Annotated in this window: 17 protein-coding genes and 2 pseudogenes; 8 read left to right on the top strand and 11 right to left on the bottom strand. The window is 59.4% G+C overall.

Annotation, left to right across the window (positions count from 1 at the left end; translation table 11 throughout):
- Positions 1-7 precede the first annotated feature (7 nt).
- Genes BM70_RS0114985 through BM70_RS0114970 form a run of 4 tightly spaced genes read right to left on the bottom strand, consistent with a single transcriptional unit; the run spans position 8 to position 6,125 of the window.
- The gene (locus BM70_RS0114985; protein WP_025856767.1) at positions 8-1,201 is read right to left on the bottom strand and encodes a hybrid sensor histidine kinase/response regulator; all 1,194 of its coding nucleotides are present in this window, start codon (positions 1,199-1,201) and stop codon (positions 8-10) included.
- Entirely contained in the window at positions 1,195-1,800 is a 606-nt protein-coding gene (locus BM70_RS0114980; RefSeq protein ID WP_025856766.1) for a chemotaxis protein CheB, read from the bottom strand. Before BM70_RS0114980 ends, BM70_RS0114985 begins: the two co-directional genes overlap by 7 nt.
- Positions 1,797-2,627, bottom strand: coding sequence for a protein-glutamate O-methyltransferase CheR (locus BM70_RS0114975; RefSeq protein WP_371262154.1), 831 nt, complete (start codon positions 2,625-2,627; stop codon positions 1,797-1,799). The genes BM70_RS0114980 and BM70_RS0114975 overlap by 4 nt, the downstream gene beginning before the upstream one ends.
- Positions 2,628-6,125, bottom strand: a complete 3,498-nt coding sequence (locus tag BM70_RS0114970) for a response regulator (RefSeq protein WP_025856764.1) — start codon at positions 6,123-6,125, stop codon at positions 2,628-2,630.
- A gap of 278 nt (positions 6,126-6,403) precedes the next feature.
- On the opposite strand from BM70_RS0114970, the gene BM70_RS0114965 reads away from it, so the two are divergent.
- The 4 genes and pseudogenes from BM70_RS0114965 to BM70_RS0114950 all read left to right on the top strand — a co-directional run bounded on the left by BM70_RS0114965 (position 6,404) and on the right by BM70_RS0114950 (position 12,688).
- A complete protein-coding gene (locus tag BM70_RS0114965) occupies positions 6,404-10,285 on the top strand; it encodes a hypothetical protein (RefSeq protein ID WP_025856763.1) in 3,882 nt (1,293 codons plus the stop codon).
- Positions 10,286-10,527: 242 nt separating this feature from the next.
- Positions 10,528-10,893, top strand: a complete 366-nt coding sequence (locus BM70_RS0114960) for a response regulator (RefSeq protein WP_025856762.1) — start codon at positions 10,528-10,530, stop codon at positions 10,891-10,893.
- Between the two features lie 64 nt (positions 10,894-10,957).
- Positions 10,958-11,224 (top strand): annotated as a pseudogene (locus BM70_RS31315) (hypothetical protein); the annotation flags it as partial.
- 63 nt (positions 11,225-11,287) lie between these two features.
- Positions 11,288-12,688 (top strand): DUF1254 domain-containing protein, encoded by a 1,401-nt coding sequence (locus tag BM70_RS0114950; RefSeq protein ID WP_025856761.1) that lies wholly within the window; start codon positions 11,288-11,290, stop codon positions 12,686-12,688.
- 31 nt (positions 12,689-12,719) lie between these two features.
- Here the strand turns inward: BM70_RS0114950 and BM70_RS0114945 are convergent, their stop codons facing one another.
- The 3 genes from BM70_RS0114945 to BM70_RS0114935 form a co-directional block, all read right to left on the bottom strand.
- Complete coding sequence (locus tag BM70_RS0114945; protein WP_025856760.1) at positions 12,720-13,391, bottom strand: DUF3313 domain-containing protein; 672 nt, start codon at positions 13,389-13,391, stop codon at positions 12,720-12,722.
- A gap of 106 nt (positions 13,392-13,497) precedes the next feature.
- Positions 13,498-13,992 carry a hypothetical protein gene (locus tag BM70_RS0114940; RefSeq protein WP_025856759.1) on the bottom strand — a complete coding sequence of 165 codons (495 nt, stop codon included), beginning with the start codon at positions 13,990-13,992 and terminating at the stop codon, positions 13,498-13,500.
- 84 nt (positions 13,993-14,076) lie between these two features.
- Positions 14,077-15,741, bottom strand: a complete 1,665-nt coding sequence (locus tag BM70_RS0114935; protein WP_025856758.1) for a nitrite/sulfite reductase — start codon at positions 15,739-15,741, stop codon at positions 14,077-14,079.
- 238 nt (positions 15,742-15,979) lie between these two features.
- Here BM70_RS0114935 and ccoN point away from each other — a divergent pair, with 238 nt between their 5' ends.
- The 3 genes from ccoN to BM70_RS0114920 all read left to right on the top strand — a co-directional run bounded on the left by ccoN (position 15,980) and on the right by BM70_RS0114920 (position 18,401).
- A complete protein-coding gene (gene ccoN, locus BM70_RS0114930; RefSeq protein ID WP_025856757.1) occupies positions 15,980-17,407 on the top strand; it encodes a cytochrome-c oxidase, cbb3-type subunit I in 1,428 nt (475 codons plus the stop codon).
- A 1-nt stretch (position 17,408) separates the two neighbouring features.
- Entirely contained in the window at positions 17,409-17,618 is a 210-nt protein-coding gene (locus BM70_RS0114925) for a cbb3-type cytochrome c oxidase subunit 3 (protein WP_025856756.1), read from the top strand.
- 90 nt (positions 17,619-17,708) lie between these two features.
- On the top strand, positions 17,709-18,401 hold the full coding sequence (locus tag BM70_RS0114920) for an aspartate/glutamate racemase family protein (RefSeq protein WP_025856755.1): 693 nt from the start codon (positions 17,709-17,711) through the stop codon (positions 18,399-18,401).
- Here BM70_RS0114920 and BM70_RS32400 read toward each other — a convergent pair.
- From BM70_RS32400 to BM70_RS0114905, 4 genes and pseudogenes are all read right to left on the bottom strand, one after another.
- Positions 18,398-18,526: pseudogene (locus BM70_RS32400) on the bottom strand (GNAT family N-acetyltransferase); the annotation flags it as partial. The gene BM70_RS0114920 and the pseudogene BM70_RS32400 sit on opposite strands and share 4 nt — an antisense overlap.
- 113 nt (positions 18,527-18,639) lie before the next feature.
- Positions 18,640-18,912, bottom strand: coding sequence for a fibronectin type III domain-containing protein (locus BM70_RS33950; protein WP_371262153.1), 273 nt, complete (start codon positions 18,910-18,912; stop codon positions 18,640-18,642).
- Between the two features lie 80 nt (positions 18,913-18,992).
- Positions 18,993-20,129, bottom strand: a complete 1,137-nt coding sequence (locus BM70_RS0114910; protein WP_025856753.1) for a glycerate kinase — start codon at positions 20,127-20,129, stop codon at positions 18,993-18,995.
- 91 nt (positions 20,130-20,220) lie between these two features.
- A complete protein-coding gene (locus tag BM70_RS0114905; RefSeq protein ID WP_025856752.1) occupies positions 20,221-21,327 on the bottom strand; it encodes a sugar diacid recognition domain-containing protein in 1,107 nt (368 codons plus the stop codon).
- 162 nt (positions 21,328-21,489) lie between these two features.
- On the opposite strand from BM70_RS0114905, the gene BM70_RS0114900 reads away from it, so the two are divergent.
- On the top strand, positions 21,490-22,800 hold the full coding sequence (locus BM70_RS0114900) for an MFS transporter (protein WP_025856751.1): 1,311 nt from the start codon (positions 21,490-21,492) through the stop codon (positions 22,798-22,800).
- The last annotated feature ends 36 nt before the right edge of the window (positions 22,801-22,836 follow it).

The raw sequence follows: 22,836 nt of genomic DNA, 5'->3' as shown, positions 1-22,836 counted from the left end.
ATTGATTTCATGCCGGCTGTTCAAGGGGCAGGCACACCCGAAAAAGGGCGCCCTCGCCTATCCGGCTTTCGACCTCGATGGTGCCGCCATGAGCTGCAACGATTTGCTCGGAAATAAACAGGCCAAGCCCAAGACCCGCCGCCACCTGGCTGGCCGAGACGCGCTCGAACTGCTGGAAGATACGTTTCTGGTTCTCTTCGCTGATACCGATGCCGCGGTCACGCACTTCAATCCGCGCTTCCCCGTGTTCGGTGTACACCCGCACATCCACGGGGCTCTTGGCTCCATAACGCAGCGCGTTGGTGAGCAGGTTGGTCACCACTTGCTCGATGCGGAACTCATCCCAGTTACCCTCGACCGGCTCTTCGGCGGTCAATTGCATGGAAGAGTTGGCGGCCGCCACTTGTGGGGCGAAATTTTCCACCAGGTTGCGCACCAGTTGCGCCAGGTCGAAGCGCGCCGGGCGAATGGAGAGCTTGCCCGTGCGGATGCGCGAGACATCGAGCATGTCTTCGATCAGGCGGATCAGGCTCTGGATCTGGCGCTCATCGCGGTCGACCATGGCGTGCATCTTGTCCAGGGTGAACGCCGCGGCGTTGTCCCGGGCCAGGTGCATCTTGCGCAGTTGAGTCTCGAGGATCAGCCCATTGAGGGGCGTGCGCACTTCGTGGGCGACGATCGACATGAAGTCGTCACGCATGCGCACGGCCTGCTCCAGCTCGGCCTGGGTCGCCTGCAGGCGCGTCAGCAGCAGTTCCTGCTCGCGACGGCTGCGCTCCAGGGCTTCGACCTGTAGCTTCATGGCCTTGCTTTGGCGATACAGGTCGACGAACACATTGACCTTGCTCTTCACCGCGTGGATATCCAGCGGTTTGTGCAGGAAGTCCACGGCGCCGCTTTCGTAGCCCTTGAAGGCGTAATTGAGTTCGCGGCCGGCGGCACTGACGAACACAATCGGGATGTTCTTGGTCTTTTCGGTACCGCGCATCAATTCGGCCAGCTCGAACCCGTTCATGCCGGGCATCTGCACGTCGAGAATCGCCATGGCGAACTCGTGCTCCAGCAACAGGGACAAGGCCTCGTCGGCACTCAATGCCTTGAACACCTGGCGGTCCTCGCGCTTGATCAGCGCTTCGAGGGCCAACAGGTTTTCCGGCAGATCGTCGACGATCAGCAGTTTGGCCTGGACAGTACTTAACATGGGGAATATTCCAGGGAAGCCAGCAGTGAGCCAATGCGGCTCAACGTCAGAATGTGGTCGGGTGTATGCAGCGCCAGGGCTGCACGGGGCATGACAGCGACGCGTGCTTCAGTCGGTTCTTGCACAACGGTGGTACCGCCCAGTTGCTTGACGTGGGCCAGGCCACGGGCGCCGTCCTGGTTGGCGCCGGTCAGCAGAATAGCAAGCAGGCCTTTGCCATAGGCATCGGCGGCGGAGGAAAACAGGAAATCGATCGCCGGCCGCGAGTGGTGCACCCGGTCTTCCTGGCTGAGGGAGAGGCTGCGATCATGCTCCACCGACAAGTGATAACCAGGGCCGGCAAAATACAACGTGCCCGGCTTGAGCACTTCCTTGTCGCGCGCCTCGACCACCTGCATGGCCACGCGCCGGTCAAACACCTCCGCCAGTTGGCTGCGACGCTCATCCGGCAGGTGCAATACGGTGATGATCGGCAGCCCGAAATGTGCGGGCAGCTCGCCGAATATCGTCAGCAACGCCTCCACGCCACCGGCGGATGCGCCGATGACGATAGCCTCGATACCCCGGACCGATGCCGGGCTGGCAGCCGCTTGATTCATAGCTTGCGGTAGATCCGTTCCTGTTTGACCAAGGGTTCGAACTGTTTGCCGAACGCAGAGAAATCCAGCGTCTCCTTGCTGCCCAGCACCAGGAAGCCGCGATGGCACAGCGACTCATGGAACAATCCAAACGCGCGATCCTGCAATTTTTTGTTGAAGTAAATCAGTACGTTGCGGCATGAAATTAACTGAGTTTCTGAGAATACGCTATCGGTCGCCAGGCTGTGGTCGGCGAAGGTGACATTCTCGCGCAGCGTTTTATCGAAGATCGCGTAATCGTATGCCGCAGTGTAGTAATCGGCAAATGAACGTTGGCCGCCGGCCTGCTGGTAATTGGCGGTGTAGGCTCGTACGTTCTCCAGCGAGAAGATGCCCTGCTTGGCCTTGTCCAGCGACGCCGGGTTGATGTCGGTGGCGTAGATGATCGTGCGCTCCAGCAAGCCTTCTTCGCGCAGCAGGATGGCCATGGAGTAGACCTCCTCGCCCGTGCTGCAACCGGCGATCCAGATCTTGATCGACGGATAGGTCTTGAGCAGCGGTACCACTTCCTGGCGGATCGCCAGGAAGTGCGACGGGTCGCGAAACATCTCGCTCACCGGGATCGTCAGGAACTGCAGCAACTGCATGAACGCGGACGGATCATGCAACACACGCTCCTGCAAGGCGGAAATGGTCGCGCAATCGAACTGGCGCAGGGCGTGAGCCACACGGCGTTTCACCGACGCCCCGGAGTAGTCCCGGAAGTCATAGCTGTACTTGAGGTAAATCGCCTCGATCAACAGGCGCAGCTCAATATCGCTGCTTTTATCCAAAAAACATTGCTCCACTTAAATGCGTTCCATCTTCGGTAGCCATACGCGAATCAGTGAGAACAGACGATCCAGATCAATTGGCTTGGCCAGGTAATCGTTGGAACCCGCCGCGAGGCAGCGCTCCTGATCGTCCTTCATGGCCTTGGCCGTCACCGCGATGATCGGCAGCTTTTTCCAGCGCGGGTCCTGGCGGATCAAGGTGGTGGCCTCGTAACCGTCCATTTCCGGCATCATCACGTCCATCAGCACCAGGTCGATATCATCGACTTCATTGAGTTTATCGATGGCTTCCTGGCCGTTACGCCCGATGACCACCACCGCGCCTTTGTGCTCCAGGGCGCTGGTCAGGGCGAAGATGTTGCGCACATCGTCGTCCACCAGCAGGATCTTGCGCCCCTCGAAGACCTTGTCGCGGCTGCGGGCGGTCTTGAGCATCTTCTGGCGATCATGGGACAGCTGGGATTCGACTTTGTGCAGAAAGAGTGTGACTTCATCCAGCAGGCGCTCTGGCGAGCGGGCGCCCTTGATGATGATCGAGCGCGAATACTTGCGCAGTTCGGCCTCTTCATCCCGGGTCAGGTTGCGCCCGGTGTAGACGATCACCGGTGGGAACGAGCAGATGTCCTCGGTGGCCATGCGCTTGAGCAGCTCGTTGCCAAGCATGTCCGGCAGCTTGAGGTCGATGATCATGCAATCGTAGATATTGGTGCGCAGCAGGTCCAGGGCGGCCTGGGCGTAACCGACATCGGTGATCTCGATGTCATCGTCGCCGATCAGGCGGGCGATGCTGTCACGCTGCAGGTCATCGTCCTCCACCAGCAGCACGCGCTTGACCTTCTGGGTCAGCTTGGCTTCCAGGCGCGCAAACACGTCCTTGAGCTCTTCGCGGGTGGTGGGTTTGACCGCATAGCCGATGGCGCCCATGTGCATGGCGGCCTCGACGCGGTCTTCCACGGAAATCACATGCACCGGGATATGCCGGGTGTTGGCGTGCTCTTTCAGGCGCTGTAGCACGGTCAGCCCGGAATGGTCCGGAAGGCGCATGTCCAGCAGGATCGCATCGGGCACGTATTCCTCGGCCAGGCTGTAGCCCTCGTCTGCGCCGTGCGCCACCAGGCAGTGGTAGCCCAGCTCATGGGCCAGGTCGAAAAGGATACGGGCGAAGTTCGGCTCGTCTTCCACCACCAGGATGCAGCGCGTGGAGAACGGGGCCTTGTCGCGGTCGTCGGCAAAGCGCGGGATCTGGCTGGCATCGGCCACCGGCAGCGGGGAAACCCTGACCGGGGCCGGGGCCGGCACAACCACCGCCTGGCGTGGCGGCTCGATCGGCGCAGCGTCTTCTTCGCGCTCCACATACTGCTCCGGCAATACCAGGGTGAAGACACTGCCCTTGCCGGGCTCGCTGGTCACACTGATATAACCGCCCAGCAGCGTGGCCAGGTCGCGGGAGATCGACAAGCCCAGGCCAGTGCCGCCGTAACGGCGGTTGGTGGTGCCATCGGCCTGGCGGAACGCTTCGAAGATGCTTTCCTGCTGGTCCGGGGCAATGCCGATGCCAGAGTCGCGCACCGTGAAGGCAATGCCCTCCCCTGGCGCACGCGAGACGCAAAGGCTGACGTCGCCCTGCTCGGTGAACTTGACCGCGTTGGACAGCAGGTTCTTGAGGATCTGTTCCAGGCGCTGGCGGTCGGTGAACAGCATGGTCGGCGAGCCTTCCTGCACATCCACCTGGAAGCTCAGCTTGCGTTCGGCTGCCAGCGGCTCGAACATCCCGCGCAGGCCGTCGACCAGGCGCGCCACACTGGAGTTTTCCGGGCGCACTTCAAGTTTGCCGGCTTCCACCTTGGAAATGTCGAGGATGTCGTTGATCAGGTTGAGCAGGTCATTGCCGGCGGAATAGATCGACTCGGCGAACTTGACCTGTTCGGCGCTGAGGTTCTCCTGGGCGTTCTCGGCCAGCAACTTGGCCAGGATCAGCGAGCTGTTCAGCGGTGTGCGCAGCTCATGGGACATGTTGGCGAGGAATTCGGATTTGTACTTGCTGGAGCGCTGCAACTCTTCGGCACGGTCTTCCAGCTCGAGCTGGGCCTGGTTGAGTTCGACGTTCTTGCGGTCCATGGCGTCGCGTTGCTCGGCCAGGATCTGAGTCTGCTCGGCCAACTGTTCGTTGGTCTGCTCCAGCTCGGCTTGCTGGGTTTCCAGGTGGGCCTGGGATTCCTTGAGGATGCGCGACTGTTCTTCCAGCTCTTCGTTGGCGGTCTTGAGTTCTTCCTGCTGCACTTGCAGCTCTTCGTTGAGCTGCTGGGTCTCGGCCAGCACCTCCTGCAGGCGCTGGCGATAACGGGCGGCCTCGATGGAGGTGCCGATGTTGCCGGCGATCAGCTCCAGCAGCTCTTCGTCGCGCTCTTCCAGCGGGCGCAGGAAACCCAGTTCGATCACGCCATTGACACGGTCGTCATCACTGGTGGGCATGACCAGCACGCTGCGGGTATGACCTTCGCCCAGGCCCGAGCTGACCTTGAAGTAGTCCACCGGCACGTCGTCCAGGCGAATCAGGCGATCCAGTTGGGCCGCCTGGCCGACGATGCCTTCGTCACTGTAGATCGCCTGCTCCAGTTGCTCCTGCTCGCGGGAGAAACCGTAGGTGGCGACGCGCCTGAGGCCGCCGTGTTCTTCACGCACGTACAGCGCGGCAACGGCCGAGCCCATGTACTGGGAAAAGAATTGCAGGATATTGCGCCCGAGCATATTCAGGCTGAGTTGGCCGAGCACCTGTTCAGCCAGTTCGGTCTGGCCGTTACGCAGCCAGGCTTGCTGTTCGAGACGTCGCGCGATCTTCTGTTGTGACGCGAGGTTTGCGCTGTAACTCTCTGACAGTGCAATTAAATTCTTGCGACCGATGTAGGCCAGGAAACCACTCAGGCCCAGTACGAAGGCCAAGTACAAGGTCACGCTGACCACGGTGGTGCGGGTCACTTCTTCATTGCGGGTGATACGGAACTGCTGCTCCATCGCCACCGCATCGTCGTATTCCTTACGGATCTCATCGGTCAGGCGCTTGCCACGGCCCGCCTTGACCGCGCTGCGGTAGTCGCCGCTGGTGCGCTGCATGTCAATCATCGACTGGGCGTAGTTGTTCCACTCGATCTGCAGGGCTTCCAGGCGCTTGAGGCGATCCACCTGCTGCGGGTTGTCCGCCACCAGCTCCTGCAGGTTGCGCAGGTCGGCAATGATCCGCGGCTTGGCCACCTCGTAAGGGTCGAGGAAATGCTCGTCGCCGGTGATCAGGAACCCGCGCATGCCGGTTTCCAGGTCAACGGTCAGCTTGGACGACTCATTGAGGTTATTGATAACCCGATCGGTGTGCTCCACCCACTGAATCACCGACAACAGGTAGGTGATCAATACGACGAAAAACACCGCACTGAGCACGCCCACGCCCAAAGGCAGGGCGACGTTTCGGCTCAGGAGGTTACGAAAGCTCTTTTCATCGATAGACGACGCGGGAGTCATGGGCATGCCTTGGCCAAGTGCGGAAAACCGAGAGTTTGCCCGAATATCAGGCGCCAGGGCTATGTTTTCGCGTTGATTTGAAGCAGAAACCTACCTGCCGCGTCTGATATCACGCGGTGATTCCGGCAGATTTCGTCCCTTCATTTACACAGATTAAAACAGATACCAGGACCGGAGGATCGGAACCTGAAGGTCAGACGCCCCCACAGACAGGGAGTCTTGGCAAAGGGAAGTTCCGTTTCAAAGACGCAACCCATCCTCCTGATTAAGGTGTCTCCATGACCATTACGTCGGATCCTGTTTCCCGCACGACATACGACTTCGTCTCCTCCCAGCAACCCGCAGGTGCTGTAAACACGCTGGTGGTCGAAACGCCCGCGTCGAACGAAGAAACGCACGAACAAACGGCGTCACTGCCAACCAGGGTGAACGTCCCTGAAGCCGTCAGCTTCAGCGAAAAACTGGGCCATAAACACAACTTGAAGGCAATCGGCGACAGCCTTAACGAAGTCGCCAGGCTGTTGGGGCCGAACGCCTCAAAAACACAGGTGGAGGCAGCACTCAAAGAAACGCGTGTGGTGGTTCATCCGGATTCGCCTTACTACGCAGTGGTGGGTCAGGTGACCACGCTCGAGTGTTTTATCAATAGCTACGGTAAATTATTACCCTATAGCCAATTTTCCCTGACCGGTCTGGGGAGCGCTTTGATCGACAAGTCGCTTGAGCACCCCTTGGGAAACCTGGGAGGCGCGCTGAGCTGGCCGTTGCCTTTGGACACGGATGAGCAACGCCGCCTACGCCTTTTTACGCTTAATTATGGAGACGCTCAGGAAAAGCCTTTGGTCATCGGAACCAGGGGGCTTTTATTGGCGTTCTTGCAGCAGCGGGTGTCTCTCTCTCCTGAAACGCTAAGGGATCCGACCGCTACCTTGAACGCGCTGATCGGTTCTCCTGAGGCACAGCAAATGGGAAAAGTCCTTCAGGAGCAGATGCAGGGCCTGGCCACCGAGAACAGCGCCACGGACTATCTCCTTGCTGCAATCAACTTGCAACTGGACCCTGAGTCCATCAGGAACCCGCAGCGCAATACCATCGCGGGCTTCGACATCGCCAGCGACAAACACTGGGGCAGGCCGGCGTCGGTGGTGGTTGATGCGTTGAGCAAACACCTGGTAGCGGAGAAAAAAACCAGTCCTGAACTGGCGGGCGCAGCCGCCCACGTGCTGCTGGCAGCTCGCGCTCCAGTGTTCCTGATCAAAGACATTCCGAGCAGCGTGACCTATGGCAGCCTGGCCTGGATCAACCTGGCGGTAGCTGCAGCGACAATAGAAGCCGAGACGCCTGGAAAAGTGGCCAACATGAGCTTCGCACAGGTGATGCTTGCGGCCGAGGGTGCAAGCCTGGCCGATCCGGTCGTTACCCAAGCGGCCCAGCGTGACGCCTTGATCGATTGGGGCGTGGCCAATGGCGTGCTGAAAAAAAAACACGACCATCAATACTCAGCCGATGAACTAAATACGCTGGTGACCACCTTCAAAACCCGCCAACCGTCAATGGTGCAGGCAGCACAGGCCTTTGAGAAAGACATCCCCTCCCGTAAAGAAATGGCGCTGGCGGAGCTTAAAAAACGCTTTCCGGGCCAGGAATCAATGTTTGAAAACAAAGTGATCACAGCGCTCCCTCATGGGGCGGCCACTGAGTTCGGCCCACACTCCCTGTTGGACGTCACCATGATGTACGCTGACGCTAACTCAACGTACACCTCTACCGACCCCCGTACCCCCTTGGCGCAACTGAACGAGCACCCAGGGTTTGGAGTGTTCGCTGCGTTTCAATCGCAATTCAAAAACACCATCGAAGAAAAGAAATCTGCGGTCAGTACCTCCATCAAGCACCTGATTTCTCAATTGCCTCTGCAAGATCGCGAAAACTTTGAATATGGCAAGGTCAGTTTTTATCAAACCTACTCTCAAAAACTGGGAACGGGTTTCAGTGATAAGACACAACTGCCTAAAAACCCGAAGTTGCTGGTAAGGATTGAGCGTGACGGGGTGCCTACTGCGTATGAAATTGACTTCAATGGGGGCGCTATCCGAAAGGTGCCGGAAAGTAGCGCAACAACGGGTACTTGGCGAACGGCAAATATCGAGTATGAAAAGAAAGCGTTCACGCCCTCTGTAAACGCGACAAACCTGAGCACTGAGCAATCAGTGCCCAACGACCCGCGGCTGGACAGCTTCGCTTCGACGCGCACTCAACTTATCGCTGACGCCTTTGTTGAACATATAAATCTCGATGACCCCGCAATCCATGAGCAGGCACTTGGGCAGACCACGGGCGATAAACATCGCAGAGCAGCCAATACCGTCGGTCATTTCATGCTGGACTTGATCCCTTTTGTTTCGACAGTCAAGAATTTTAGTCAGGGAAAAATTGGCGAGGGTATTTTCGATCTCGGACTGGACATATTTGGCTTGCTGACCGCAGGTGTGGGCACGGCCGGAAAGCTGACGAAGATCGCCGGTAGCGCGGTGTCCACCGCGACCAAAGTCGCACGGGCAACCAAAGTCATTGGCGCGGTTGTTTTCGGGCAACTCAACCCCGTGGATGGTGTGATCGGCCTTCTCGGGGGCGGCGGGAAACTTATCGGTACAGGGGTTAGCAAGATCGCTGAGGGGGTCAACAAACTCCGTGGAGCTGCCGGTAGTTATGACCTACTGAAAGCCGTCAGCATAAACAACACCGCCGCTGCGACGGGCAGCCTGAAACTTGGCGAACACAGTATCGAATCCGCAGCCGTCCTGAAAAATGGCAAATGGTATGCGTTCGATGCCGACAAAATGCGGCCTTACGGCTCGCCACTTGTAGGTTTTACGCCCAAGGTCGTTGCCTTGGAGGGAGAGGTTCGCGCGTTTACTGATAGTTGGATAGGAAGGATGATCGGTTCGGTGTTGGCGCCTGCAGCAGACAATCCAGCGTTCCGCAAAGACTTTATAGATGCAGTCCTCCGGGTAAAAGCCGAGGACAACGCCGCCTACATTCGAGGTCAGAACACAGGCAGGCCAGAGGCGATCTACGGTTACTCCACTGCACTGGGTATTGATGATCTCAAACGCCTGGCAGTCGCCGAACGCCGTAGCCCCGCCGAACTCGGAAGCCTGGTCAAACGAATAGATGAACTGGAGGTTCTTCCGGAACGATTCAACTTGGCACAGGATATTGCTAAAGCCGCTGGCCTTGATGCCTATAAAAAAGGCTATAGCAGCGGAAACCCAGAAAGCATCGCTGGGTTTTCGCCCACGTTGACGCTCAACGAACTGGCAGAACTTGCCATCATCCGCGGACGAACACCCGAAGAGGTGGGTCAGTTAGTCAAGTATATGGAACGGCGTAGAATTACCGTCAGCCAAGAGAACTTCAGGGTGTTCAGCGCAGAAATAACGGCTGCGGGCGGCAAGGCAACGGCGCTTCCGCAAGGCTTCTACCTCAGTCAAGCCTCGTTGCTATCGGGAGGCGAGTGCGCGGCGCTGTCCAATGTCATGGCGGCCGCTACCCACGCGGGCAAGCAAGATACGTTTATCAAAAATCTGTACGCTTCGATGGTCTCTCCACTGAGTGTCAACGAGATTGACGACTTGCGTAAAATTGATCAGGCCAAAGCCAATCTCGAACAACTCAAGGCACAGAAAATCAACGGATTCCGCGCCAAGCTGGGTCAATTGCAGGCCCTATTAGGCAGTAACTTCCACAATGGTGTGCAGGCAAGGCAAGTTCCCTATACCGATATACTGACCGAGCTTAGCAGGGCCAACAGTTCAAAAACCCTTTTGATTCGCGGCCCCGAACATGGCATTACAGCAGGCATTATCGTGACGCCCTATAAAGAGACTGTCGCCGGCATCGAAACGATTAAGCATCGCAAAGAATGGTTTTACTTCGACCCCAATTTTGGAAAAGCCACGTTTACGACCGAACAGCAGATGCGTTCTGCACTGGAAAGCACCTTGAACAGCGGCCGCACCAAGAACCTATTCAAGCATTATGGCGACACCCCTAATGTGCCCGAATATAAAATCTCAGTGTTTGATCCGGCGGACCTGAACGATACAACTCGAGCGTCCCGCATCGACGTTTCCGATCTATACCGAGTGGAGATCTAAGTCAAAAACAGGCCAAATCGGCGTCTGGTTGGCTGTCGTTTTTTCAGCGATAACCAACCAGAGCCTGAAGTAGCCAACGCAAGCGTGCCTGAGAGTGACTTCGTACGATCACAAGACATTCCCCCCCTTTGCCTGCACAATACCCTCCTGTATCGGGAACTTGCCGAGAAAGAGACAACTCTGTAGAGGACCGTCTTTTAACTGAACAAGACCTGCTTCTTCACTTCTCGGGAATTTTCTTTATGTCCGCTACCTCCTCCACCATCCTCGTAGTCGAAGACGACGCCATCGTGCGCATGCTCATCGTCGATGTCTTGGAGGAGTTGGAGTTCACTGTGCTGGAAGCAGCCGACGCTGAAGAGGCGCTGGCACTGGTGCAAAACACCACGCAGGTGATCGACCTGATGATGACCGACGTCGGCCTGCCGGACATGAACGGCCAGCAACTGGCAACCAAAGTGCGCGAATTGCGCCCTGCACTGCCGATCCTGTTCGCCAGCGGTTATGCCGAGAATATCGACGTGCCTGACGGCATGCAGGTGATCGCCAAACCGTTCTCGATCGATCAATTACGCGACAAAGTCAAATCGATGCTGCCCCCTGCCTGAACCCTCTTTCGTGGATGGCCGCCCAGCCAGGGCGGCCATTTTCGGCCTTTTACACTAGTCTGACCCGCATGTCGAGAGTGCAACTTTCCAGCCGTTTATCATTCATAACCTGCCGAAAGGCTGGTACCTGCGTTCCACGGGCACCTGGACCTTCGATTTGAAGAACGACACCCACTACATTCCCATCGGGTTCGGCGCGGGCAAGGCCTGGAAAGCCGGGAGCAACATCGTCAATGCCTTTGTCGAGCCACAATGGACGGTGGCGCGCAAAGGCGACGGCTTGCCCCAGTTCACCTTGTTCGCAGGGATTAACGTGACGTTCGGCAAATAAACCGGTTAACTCGGCGGTTTCATCCCAAGCCCTCAAAAAAGATCTCTGGAAGGACGCAACAACATGATTGGAAAACCGACGCGCCTGCTGTTGGCGAGCCTCTCGATATTCATGACCACCCCTGTCTGGGCCGACTTCACGGCAACGCCCGACGAGGCGCGGGCCATTGCCAAGGAAGCCTACCTGTATGGCTTTCCGGTGGTGGAAATGTACAAGAGGCTCTACACCCAAGCCGTTGACAAAGGCGGTGCCAATTACAAGGCACCGTTCAACCATATCGGCAACACCGCCCAGGTGTTCACCCCCAAGGACATCGCGTTGCCCACGCCGAACGCGGACACGCCCTACTCCTTTGTATGGATGGACCTGCGCAGCGAGCCGCTGGTGTTGACCTTGCCGAAAATCGAGGACAACCGTTACTACTCGGTCCAACTGATCGACCTCTATACGCAGAACATTGCTTACCTGGGGACGCGCAGCACCGGCAACAACGGTGGCCACTACATGATCGCTGGTCCCGACTGGAAAGGTCAGCAGCCGGTGGACGTCGACCGGGTGGTCTACAGCGAAAGCACAATCGCCTATGCCCTGTACCGCACTCAGCTGTTCGACGAGAAAGACCTGAACAAGGTCAAGCAGATCCAGAATGGCTACAAAGTGCAGTCGCTGAGCAGTTATGTGAAGCAGGCGCCAGCGGCCAAGGCGCCGAAAATCGACTGGCCCAAACCAACGGCCACCATGACCGAAGGCCCGCAGCTGTTTCGCTATCTGAACTTCATGCTCGCTTTCGCCGCGCCCCAGGACAGTGAAAAAGACCTGCTGGCACGTTTTGCCAAGATCGGCATTGCCCCCGGTGAGCCATTCAAGGTCAGCCAGTTGACGGCCGAGCAACGCAAGGCGCTGGAAGAAGGCATCGCTGACGCCAGGACCGAATACAGCGCATTCAAGAAAGACAAGGTCGATACGCACCAGGTGTCCGGCAGTGACCTCTATGGCAATCGCGATCACCTGCAGAACAACTACCTGTACCGTTTCGCCGGCGCCGAACTGGGCATTTTCGGTAATTCACCCAGTGAAGCCGTGAACCTGCGCTACACCATCGACAGCGAGGGCAAGCCCGCCAACGGTGCACGGCACAGCTACACCGTGCATTTTGCCAAGGACCAACTGCCTCCCGCGGATGCGTTCTGGTCGCTGACCATGTACGACGCCAAGACCCGATTGCTGGTGCCCAACCACAAGAAGCGCTACCTGATCAATTCGCGGATGCTGGACAGGCTCAAGCGGGATGCCGATGGCGGCTTGACCCTGGCATTGCAGCATCATGAACCGCCGAAGGACGAGCAAAACAACTGGTTGCCCGCCCCTCCCGGTCCGTTTTACGCCGTGCTGCGCATGTATCTGCCCAAGCCTGAGGTGGTCAATGGCCAATGGAGCCTGCCGCCGTTGACGCCGCTCAAGTAACACTGAAATGGCTGGGCCTCAGTGCCGCAAGCTAGTGTTTTTTCAGCTTCAGGTAAGACTGATGCAGGTCTGACGCCCAGCCGTCGATAACGCCTTTCACATCATTGGCCTGCATCACCTGGCTGTCATTCGACAGCGGCTTGCCGGTGCCTTTGCGCACCACCTGGGCAAGGACCTTGCCATTGGCGCCGTCGAGAAACTGCGCTTCCGTGCCCAGGGTGGTTTCCTGGTCACGGATGCCGGTACCGGCACTGACCGCCGCCGCTACCAGCGCAACCGGGACGAATTCATAGGGTTTGAGGCCTTCGGTCTTGCTGCTGATGGCAGTAATCGCGGCGCGAACCACAATGACGCCGGGGCCGGGGCCGTTTGCCAGTGGCAGCGACTTGGCCAGCTCACGCTTGAGCGCCTGATTGAAGTAATCGTCGATGCCGCGCAGGGTGCTGTCGGGAATCTTCGCGGTGGCCTGGGGCTTGGGGTAGAACTGTGTGGGTTCGATGTACACCGCGTTGTAGCGGCTCAAGTCCAGCTTGGGATCGACCCAGCGCATCACTTGCGCCCCCGATGGCGACTTGGCCTCCTTCAACTGGCTGTAGTCCGAGAGAAAACCGGAATACTCATCCGGTTGCGGAACCTTGCTGGCACATCCGGCCAGCCCGAGCGAGACGATGCACAGCGTGCTGATCAATTGCCTTAGTTTCATTTTCGAAAGTTTCATTTCGAACTCCCTGGCGGTCGGCGTTGTAACACTGAACTCTAGGTATAGCCAATCCTGGAGAAATAGCCCTGCCCCCACCACCTGGGGTGTTTCAGCCGCGCTCGCGCGGAATCAGGCTTTGCAACTGCGACGCCAGGAAGTTGGCGTCGAAGCCAAACGTGTCCGGGTCCTTGAGGCCGTTGGTCTTCTTCCACAACCAATCGTTCTTGTCCACGGGCAGCACCAGTGAAACGCTGCCGTGCCGCGCGGCGGTCAAGCCCATGACGGACACCGAGATCAGCCCGCCAGCGCCCATCACCTCCGGCACGAACTCCACCGGTTTGCCGGTTATCTGGACGGTCAGTTTCTCGGTCTTGAATGGCGACGCTTCCAGCGGCACGCTCGGGCCGCTGGCCACGTAAGGTTCACGGTGAACTTCGAGCAACCCTACGGTCTTCACCGGCTCCAGCCACTGCTCGATCTGCCCGAACAACTCGCCGAGCTTTTGTGCCCAACGGGCCGACTGCAGGTCGAATTGCTGTTTTTTATGCGCTTCGCTATCGGCGTAATGACGAAGCATCTCGCCCAGTTGCTGTACATCGTCCATTGCGGATTCCCTTGGGTGAGCCAGGTTGCGAAGCCTGATCATGGCAGATGCGCAGGCACTGCGTATGATTAACGCCCGCACGGCTCACGCCGGCTGCCCCGCGTACACCCGTTCCTTGAACGGCTCCAGGCCAATACGCTGCACAGTGTCGACAAAACGCTCCTCACTCTCGCGGTAGCGCACAAAGGTGCTGATGACCCGTTCGATCACCTCCGGAACCTCGGCGGCACTGAACGACGGCCCGATCACCTTGCCCAGCGCGCTGTGGTTGCCCTGGGCGCCGCCGAGGGTGATCTGGTACCACTCGCTGCCATTTTTATCGACACCCAGGATGCCGATATTGCCAATATGGTGGTGGCCGCAGGCGTTGATGCAGCCGGAGATGTTCAGGCTGATGTCACCCAGGTCGTGCAGGTAATCCAGATTATCGAAACGTTGCTGGATCGCCTGGGCGATGGGGATCGACGTGGCATTGGCCAGTGCGCAGAAGTCCCCGCCAGGGCACGCGATGATATCGGTCAGCAGGCCGATATTGGCCGCGCCCAGGCCATGTTCACAGGCCTGCTTCCACAACGCGAACAACTGCTCCTTGGGCACATCCGGCAACACAATGTTCTGTTCATGGGCAATACGGATTTCACCAAAGCCGAAACGCTCCGACCACTCGGCTACCGCGTCCATTTGCTGTGCGGTCACGTCACCCGGTGGCGAGCTGATACCGGGCTTGGTCGACAACACCACACTGGAATAGCCCGGCATTTTATGGGGCATCACATTGCGGCTGACCCAACGGGCAAATGCCGGGCTGTCGGTCAGGTGCGTCCCATAGGCCAGGCTGGTGTTGGCCAGGGTTGCGTAAGCCGGCGGCACGAAGGCCGAAGCGACACGAACGTATTCCGCCTCGGTCAGTTGCGCGGGTCCATCGCGCAGGTATTGCCATTCCTCCTCTACCTCCTTGGAGAACGCTTCGATGCCGAGGCCCTTGACCAGGATCTTGATGCGCGCCTTGTATTTGTTGTCCCGCCGACCATGCCGGTTGTACACGCGCAGCACCGCTTCGACGTAAGACAGCAAGTGCTGCCAGGGCAAATCCTCGCGAATCTGTACACCCAGGATCGGCGTGCGCCCCAGGCCGCCGCCGACCATCACGCGCAAAAGCATTTCGTCCTGATCACCACGGTAAAGGTACAGGCCGATGTCATGCATCATGATCGCTGCCCGGTCTTCACGCGCCGAGCAGATGGCGATCTTGAATTTTCGCGGCAGGAACAGAAATTCCGGGTTGATGGTGGACCACTGTCGCAGGATTTCCGCCAAGGGGCGCGGGTCCAGCAGCTCATCGGCGGCCACGCCGGCAAAGGCTTCGGTGGTGATATTGCGCACGCAGTTGCCGGAGGTCTGGATCGCATGCATGTTCACTTGCGCCAGGCGCTCAAGGATGTCGGGCACCTGATGCAGTTCGATCCAGTTGAACTGCATGTTCTGTCGCGTGGTGAAGTGCCCGTAGCCCCTGTCGTAGTCCCGGGCGATGCCGGCCAGCGTGCGCAACTGCTCGGCGCTCAAAGTGCCGTAGGGAATCGCCACGCGCAGCATGTAGGCATGTTTTTGCAGGTACAGGCCGTTTTGCAGACGCAGCGGCAAAAACTCTGCGTCGCTCAAATCGCCTGCCATAAAGCGCCTTACCTGGTCACGAAATTGCGCCACGCGCTCGAACACCAGCGCCCGGTCGTATGCGTCGTACTGGTACATATCACCGCCTCATCAGGGTTGGCCGCGTGCAGGGCGCGGCTTCTATGGGAGCGACTATGCGCTTGCGGCGCAGTGCATTTAAGAGTCAGGTTTGCTCATATAAAGCGGATCAGATGGGCTGAAAGCACGCACTTCAAGCACAAGCAACTGATCCGCTGTATTGAAGTTTTTCTGAGTCTGTTTTGTTTTACCCACGCTTCCTACAGTGCCGCCACTTGGAACCGTGGGAGGACTGAGCATGAGCACTGCATCAATCGGGCAGGCCTATAACTATAAAGTCGTACGCCAATTCGTTATCGCGACCATCGTCTGGGGCGTGCTGGGCATGGCCATGGGCGTGTGGATCGCCTCGCAACTGGTCTGGCCGCAGATGAACCTCGATCTGCCCTGGACCACCTTTGGCCGGCTGCGCCCCTTGCACACCAGCCTGGTGATCTTCGGCTTTGCCGGCAGCGCGCAGTTTGCCGCGAGCTATTACGCAGTCCAGCGCACCTGCCAGGTGCGGCTGTTTTCCGACCGCCTCGCTGCATTCACCTTCTGGGGTTGGCAGTCGGTGATCGTGATCATGTTGATCAGTTTGCCCCTGGGCTACACCACCACCAAGGAATACGCCGAGATCGAGTTCTCCGGCGCGGTGTGGATGACGGTGGTGTGGGTAGCCTATGCCGTTGTGTTTTTCACGACAGTGGTGCAGCGCAAGACCCGGCACATCTACGTAGGCAACTGGTTTTTCGGCGCCTTTATCCTGGTGATCGCCATGTTGTATGTGGTCAACCACCTGGCGATCCCAGTGGACTGGTTCAAGTCCTACCCGGTGTATTCCGGGGCGACCGATGCGATGGTGCAATGGTGGTACGGGCACAACGCCGTAGGCTTTTTCCTGACCACTGGTTTTCTGGGCATGATGTATTACTTCGTACCCAAACAAGTCGGGCGGCCGGTGTACTCCTATCGCTTGTCCATCGTGCACTTCTGGGCGCTGATCACCCTGTACATCTGGGCCGGGCCCCACCACTTGCACTACACCGCCCTGCCGGACTGGGCGCAGTCACTGGGCATGGCGATGTCGCTGATCCTGCTGGCGCCGAGCTGGGGCGGGATGATCAACGGCATGATGACCTTGTCCGGCGCCTGGCATAAGTTGCGCACTGACCCGATCCTGCGTTTCCTGGTGCTGTCCCTGGCGTTCTATGGCATGTCGACGTTCGAAGGCCCGATGATGGCAATCAAGACCGTCAATGCGCTCTCCCACTACACCGATTGGACCATTGGCCACGTGCACGCCGGAGCCCTGGGCTGGGTGGCGATGATCACCTTCGGCTCGCTGTACCACATGATCCCCAGAGTCTTCGGCCGTGAGCAGATGCACAGCGTAGCGCTGATCAACCTGCATTTCTGGCTGGCGACCATCGGCACCGTGCTGTACATCGCCTCGATGTGGGTCAACGGCATTACCCAGGGCCTGATGTGGCGGGCAGTCAACGATGACGGCACCCTCACCTACTCGTTTGTCGAGGCCTTGCAGGCCAGCCATCCGGGGTTCGTGGTGCGCTTTGCCGGTGGAGTGTTCTTTCTTGGCGGGATGCTGCTGATGGCCTACAACACTTGGCGCACAGTGCGGGTCGCCGACCTGCACACGGCCCAGCTTGATGCACGGATCGCCTGATATGTGGGGCCTGCTGATGGTGGTGTGCCTGTATGGCGCGGTGGAGTACTGCTTGCGCGGTCAGTCCGACAAAAGCCTGGATGACGCCAGCCTGATCCCCTTCGCCGATGACCCGGAAGTGGCGCGACGCGTGGAGGCGGCGACCGGCAAGTCGATCAACGCCGTGGCGCCGGAGGAGCCCAGGCCGGGCTGGGTCACCCTCGACATGTGAAACTGCACCGGTCATTTCGCCGATAACTGCGTATGACTAATCCACGGCTGATGCGTAAGGTGAAGCGACTTTCCTCGTCAGGAGCATCGCATGCGTACCATCGGCCTTATCGGCGGCATGAGCTGGGAGTCCAGCGCCGAGTACTACCGCATCATCAACCAGCGCGTGCGCGACCAACTGGGCCCGCTGCGTTCGGCGCAATTGTTGATGTACAGCGTGGATTTCGGCCCGGTGGAACAGGCTCAACACGCCGGCCGCTGGGATGACACCGCATTGATCCTGGAAGATGCCGCGCGCCGTCTGCAAGCTGGCGGCGCCGAGTGCGTGGTGCTGTGTACCAACACCATGCACTTGGTCGCGCCGCGTATTGAAGCGGCCGTCTCGATTCCATTCCTGCACATCGCCGATGCGGCCGGCGCGGCGGCCGTGGAAGCCGGCACGCTCACGGTCGGCCTGCTCGGTACCGCGTTCACCATGGAGCAGGATTTCCTCAAATCGCGCCTGGCAGCCCAGGGCCTGACTGTGCTGGTGCCCGAGGCGGACGAACGCCAGGCGGTGCATCGGATCATCTATGAGGAATTGTGCGTGGGCGTGATCAGTGCTGCGTCACGCAAGGTGTACCAAGGTGTGATCGAGTCCCTGGCCGCACGCGGTGCCCAGGCGATCATCCTCGGTTGCACGGAAATCAGCCTGCTGATCAAGCCCGAACACAGCGACCTGCCACTGCTGGACACCACCGAGCTGCATGCGCAGGCTGCGGTGGCGTTTGCCTTGCAGGACTAAGCCGACCGGCGCAGCCGCGCCATGCTGACGGTGTCGACAAACCGACCGTCACGCACGGCGTAGTCGCGCAATACGCCTTCGACCTCGAAGCCGAATTTGCGGTACAGCGCCTGCGCCGCTTCATTATGGGGGTCAGGTGTGTGCATTGTGTTTCATCCTTTGAAAGACAAATGGCCGGCCAGTGTACGTCCATCCCTTTCAAGGCTCCATTCACCGTAACGCCATCAAACGAAAACGTTCAACTGAGGGTATACACGTCCCAGTAGAAGCCTCCCCCTACAACACCCGATCGACTCAAAGGTGCCACTCGGAACTCATAGCCGGTACCCGGCACAAGATTGTCAAATTTGGCTGAGTTCTCCGTTTGAATACTCGGTCTGTCCATTTTGTCATGAGAGATTTCATAGCTCTCAGCGCGTGCTGTCGGACTCCAGATAATATCTTGAGGTCCATTTTCATGAGCGAAATTGACTAACTCAGAAGAGTAATGAGCTAGCGCCGAAAGCGACAACGCGTCTACTGTCAGAATTCACAGTTACACCCGGCATTCGATAAATGCTATGGCGATGAGGATCCGCATAACACGTGCCCTCAACCCGCTGCCAATACCCAAACCCGTGCAATATCTGCAGCGCGTTCACGTAAAAGTCTCGGTGCCTGCGCACAGGCCTGCTCCAAGGTCATCGGCCCGGAAGGCAACGCGAAGGCCGCGTCCACGCCGTGGGCGTACATCTGCTCGTAGCCCTCGCCCAACGTGCCGGCAATCACAATGACGGGCACTTTATGCTGCTGGGCGATACGTGCGACACCGAACGGGGTTTTGCCGCGCAGGGTCTGGGCGTCGAAGCGGCCTTCGCCGGTGATCACCAGGTCCGCGCCACGGACGGCTTCGTCCAGGCCGACCAGTTCGGCTACCACTTCGACCCCAGGGCGGAACTGCGCGCCCAGGAAGGCCTTGGCGGCGAAGCCGAGGCCGCCGGCGGCGCCGCTGCCGGGTTCGTCGCGTACGTCCTTGGGCAAGACGTTAGCGCAGTGATCGGCGAAATGGCCGAGGGCGGCGTCCAGTTGCTGGACCTGCTCGGGACTCGCGCCTTTTTGCGGGCCAAAAATCGCAGAGGCACCGTGGGGGCCGCACAGCGGGTTGTTGACGTCAGCGGCGATATCGAAACGCACCTGGGCCAGGCGCGGATCGAGTTGTTCAAGGCAAATAGTGGCCAGGCGCGCCAAGGCCAGGCCGCCGGGTGGCAGCGGTTGGCCTTCGACGTCGAAGAGTTGCACGCCAAGCGCCTGCATCGCGCCGGCACCGCCATCGTTGGTGGCACTGCCGCCAATCGCCAGGATGATGCGCTCAGCGCCGGCATCCAGGGCCGCGCGGATCAGTTCACCGGTGCCATAAGTGGTGGTCCGGCACGCATCGCGCTGGTCTGGCGGCACCCGTTGCAGGCCGCTGGCCTCGGCCATTTCGATGATCGCGGTGTGGCTGTGGGCCAACCAGCCCCAGCGCGCTTCCACCGCCGCGCCAAGCGGGCCGCGCACACGTTGGTGACGCAACTCGCCATTGCACGCTGCGAGCACCGAATCCACCGTGCCTTCACCGCCGTCCGCCATCGGGCACTGGATCAATTGTGCATCCGGCCAGACCTGGGCCAACCCGGTCGCAATGGCCTGGGCGACGCCTTCGGCGCTCAGGCTGTCCTTGAACGAGTCGGGGGCGATGATGATTTTCATGGGCTTTCTCCGGTTTTTATGACGCCCATGCTGCCAGTTGGCATCGCCGCTGACGCCGGTCCGATGCACAAGTGTGGATGAGGTTTGTTGTTCATTCCGACAAAGACTGGGGCAACAACTGCACGCCCAGGTACAGCGCCAGCATGCCGTCCAGGGTCAGCGGGTCTACGCCGCTGAGTTCGGCAATGCGCTCCATGCGGTAGCGCAGGCTGTTGCGGTGAATCCCCAGCGCATCGGCACAGGCCTGGCTTTGGCCATGGTGTTCGCACCAACTGCGCAGCGTGGCCAGCAATTGGCCGTTGCCGTCCTTGGCCAACACTTTGCGCAATGGGTTGAGGAGTTCGTCGAGGGCATCCTCGTTGCGATGGCGCCACAGCATCACCGGCAGGCGATAGCGGTTGAGGGTCAGCAGGCGTGACTGTGGCAGGACATCACGGCCATAAGCGAGCAAATCACCGACGCGTCGATAGCAGCGGCGCAGCCCCGCCAGCCCATCCGCTTGCCCGCCCACGGCGACGCGCAGGATGTTCCAACCGAGGCCATCGAGCTTTTCCAGCAGCCGGAGGTTGTCGACCTGCACGGCTGCCGGTCGGCACCACAGCAATGAATATTGCGCGGAGCTGACGCACCAACTGTCCGGATAACGCGAGGTCAACCAGGTGCTCAAGGCGTCCGCCGATTGCCCTGCACCCAGTTCGAACAGGTACGGCGTCCGCGCCATCTGCGGTTTGAGCCCCAGTTGCTGGGCTTCGTCCACCAGGCGCGGTGAATCACCGGTTTCAGCCAGCAGCAAGGCCAGCAGATCGTCACAGCGTTGGCGCCGCCATTGTTGCTCGGCCTGCTGGTGGCGATGGCTCACCAGCATTTCGGCGGTCATGCGCACCAGCTCGGCGTAAGTGCGCAAGCCTTCCGGTTCACCGGTGATGCCGAGCACGCCGATCAGGCGCCCATCATGCAGCAACGGCAGATTGATGCCCGGCTGCACGCCCTTGAGGTGTTTGGCGGTCTGGCCGTCGATTTCCACCACGCGACCATTGGCGAGTACCAGTTGCGCGCCCTCATGGCGAGTGTTGATGCGTTCGGGCTCGCCGCTGCCCAGAATCAGGCCCTGGCTGTCCATGACGTTGACGTTATAGGGCAGGATCGCCATGGTGCGATCGACGATGTTCTGCGCCAAGTCATGATCCAGCTCGAACATGGGGCTAATTTCCTGGAAAGCGTTAGGTTGTTCACTGGCACAGCGCAATGGCTGCTTGACTGTGCGCAAGCACAAAGACAGCGGCCTGCAAGGTGGTCGAGACTCTTTGGGCGATCAACGTTACCTGCGCATCGCAAAAAATCATAATAAAGAGAGACTCCCATGTCACAGAGCGCCGCAGCCACACTGGCCACCGATGACGATAAAAACGCCATCTACAAGCGCATTACCCTGCGCCTGATCCCCTTCATTTTCATCTGCTATCTGTTCAATTACCTCGACCGGGTAAACGTTGGCTTTGCCAAGTTGCAGATGCTCGATGCGTTGAAGTTCAGCGAAACCGTCTACGGCCTCGGTGCCGGGATCTTCTTTATCGGCTACGTGCTGTGCGGCGTGCCGAGCAACCTGGCACTGACCAAGTTCGGTCCGCGACGCTGGATTGCGTTGATGATGATCGTCTGGGGCACACTGTCCACCTGCCTGCTGTTCGTCACCACGCCGACGCATTTCTACACCTTGCGCCTGTTTACCGGTGCCGCGGAAGCCGGCTTCTTCCCCGGTGTGGTGCTGTACCTCTCGCAATGGTTCCCGACCTTCCGCCGTGGGCGGATCATGGCGTTCTTCATGTCGGCCATCCCGGTGTCCGGCCTGCTGGGCAGCCCGTTCTCCGGCTGGATCCTCAACCACTTCGCCGCGGGCCAAGGCGGCCTGGCCGGTTGGCAGTGGATGTTCCTGCTGCAAGGCATCCCGACCGTGATCCTGGGCGCCCTCGCCTACTTCCTGCTCAGCGACAGCTTTGCCAACGCCAAGTGGCTCAAACCTCACGAACGCGCGGTACTGGAAGCCGACCAGGCGACCGACCTGGCCAACAAGCCGAAAACCACCACCGATTCGCTGGCCGAAGTGTTCAAGAACCCCGCGATCTGGGCGTTCGGCCTGATCTACTTCTGCATCCAGAGCGGCGTGTACGCGATCAACTTCTGGCTGCCGTCGATCATCAAGAACCTGGGGTTCAGCGATAACCTGGTGATTGGCTGGCTGAGTGCGATCCCGTATCTGCTGGCGGCCGTGTTCATGCTGCTGGTGGGTCGCTCCGCCGACTTGCGCAAGGAGCGTCGCTGGCACTTGGTGGTGCCGATGTTGATGGGCGCTATCGGCCTGGTGATCGCGGTGAACTTCGCCACCACCCCGGCCATCGCCATTCTCGGCCTGACCATCGCCACCATGGGCGCGCTGACCGGCCTGCCGATGTTCTGGCCAGTGCCCACCGCCATGCTCAGTGCCGGCGCGGCGGCAGGTGGCCTGGCGTTGATCAACTCCATGGGCCAGATGGCCGGCTTCCTCAGCCCGTATATCGTCGGCTTTGTGAAAGATGCCACCGGGTCCACGGATATGGCGCTGTACCTGCTGGCAGCGGTGATCGTCGCCGGTAGCGTGCTGGCGTTGCGAATGACCCGAACCCTGAAGGCGTAACCCTCACCCTGCAGGAGCCGGCTTGCCGGCTCCTGC

Origin of the sequence: Pseudomonas sp. CHM02, from assembly GCF_000612585.1 — a bacterium.
In the GTDB taxonomy this organism is placed as follows: Bacteria; Pseudomonadota; Gammaproteobacteria; order Pseudomonadales; family Pseudomonadaceae; genus Aquipseudomonas.
Note: the sequence above shows the minus strand (reverse complement) of the source record. Positions and strands in the feature narration are given on the sequence as shown.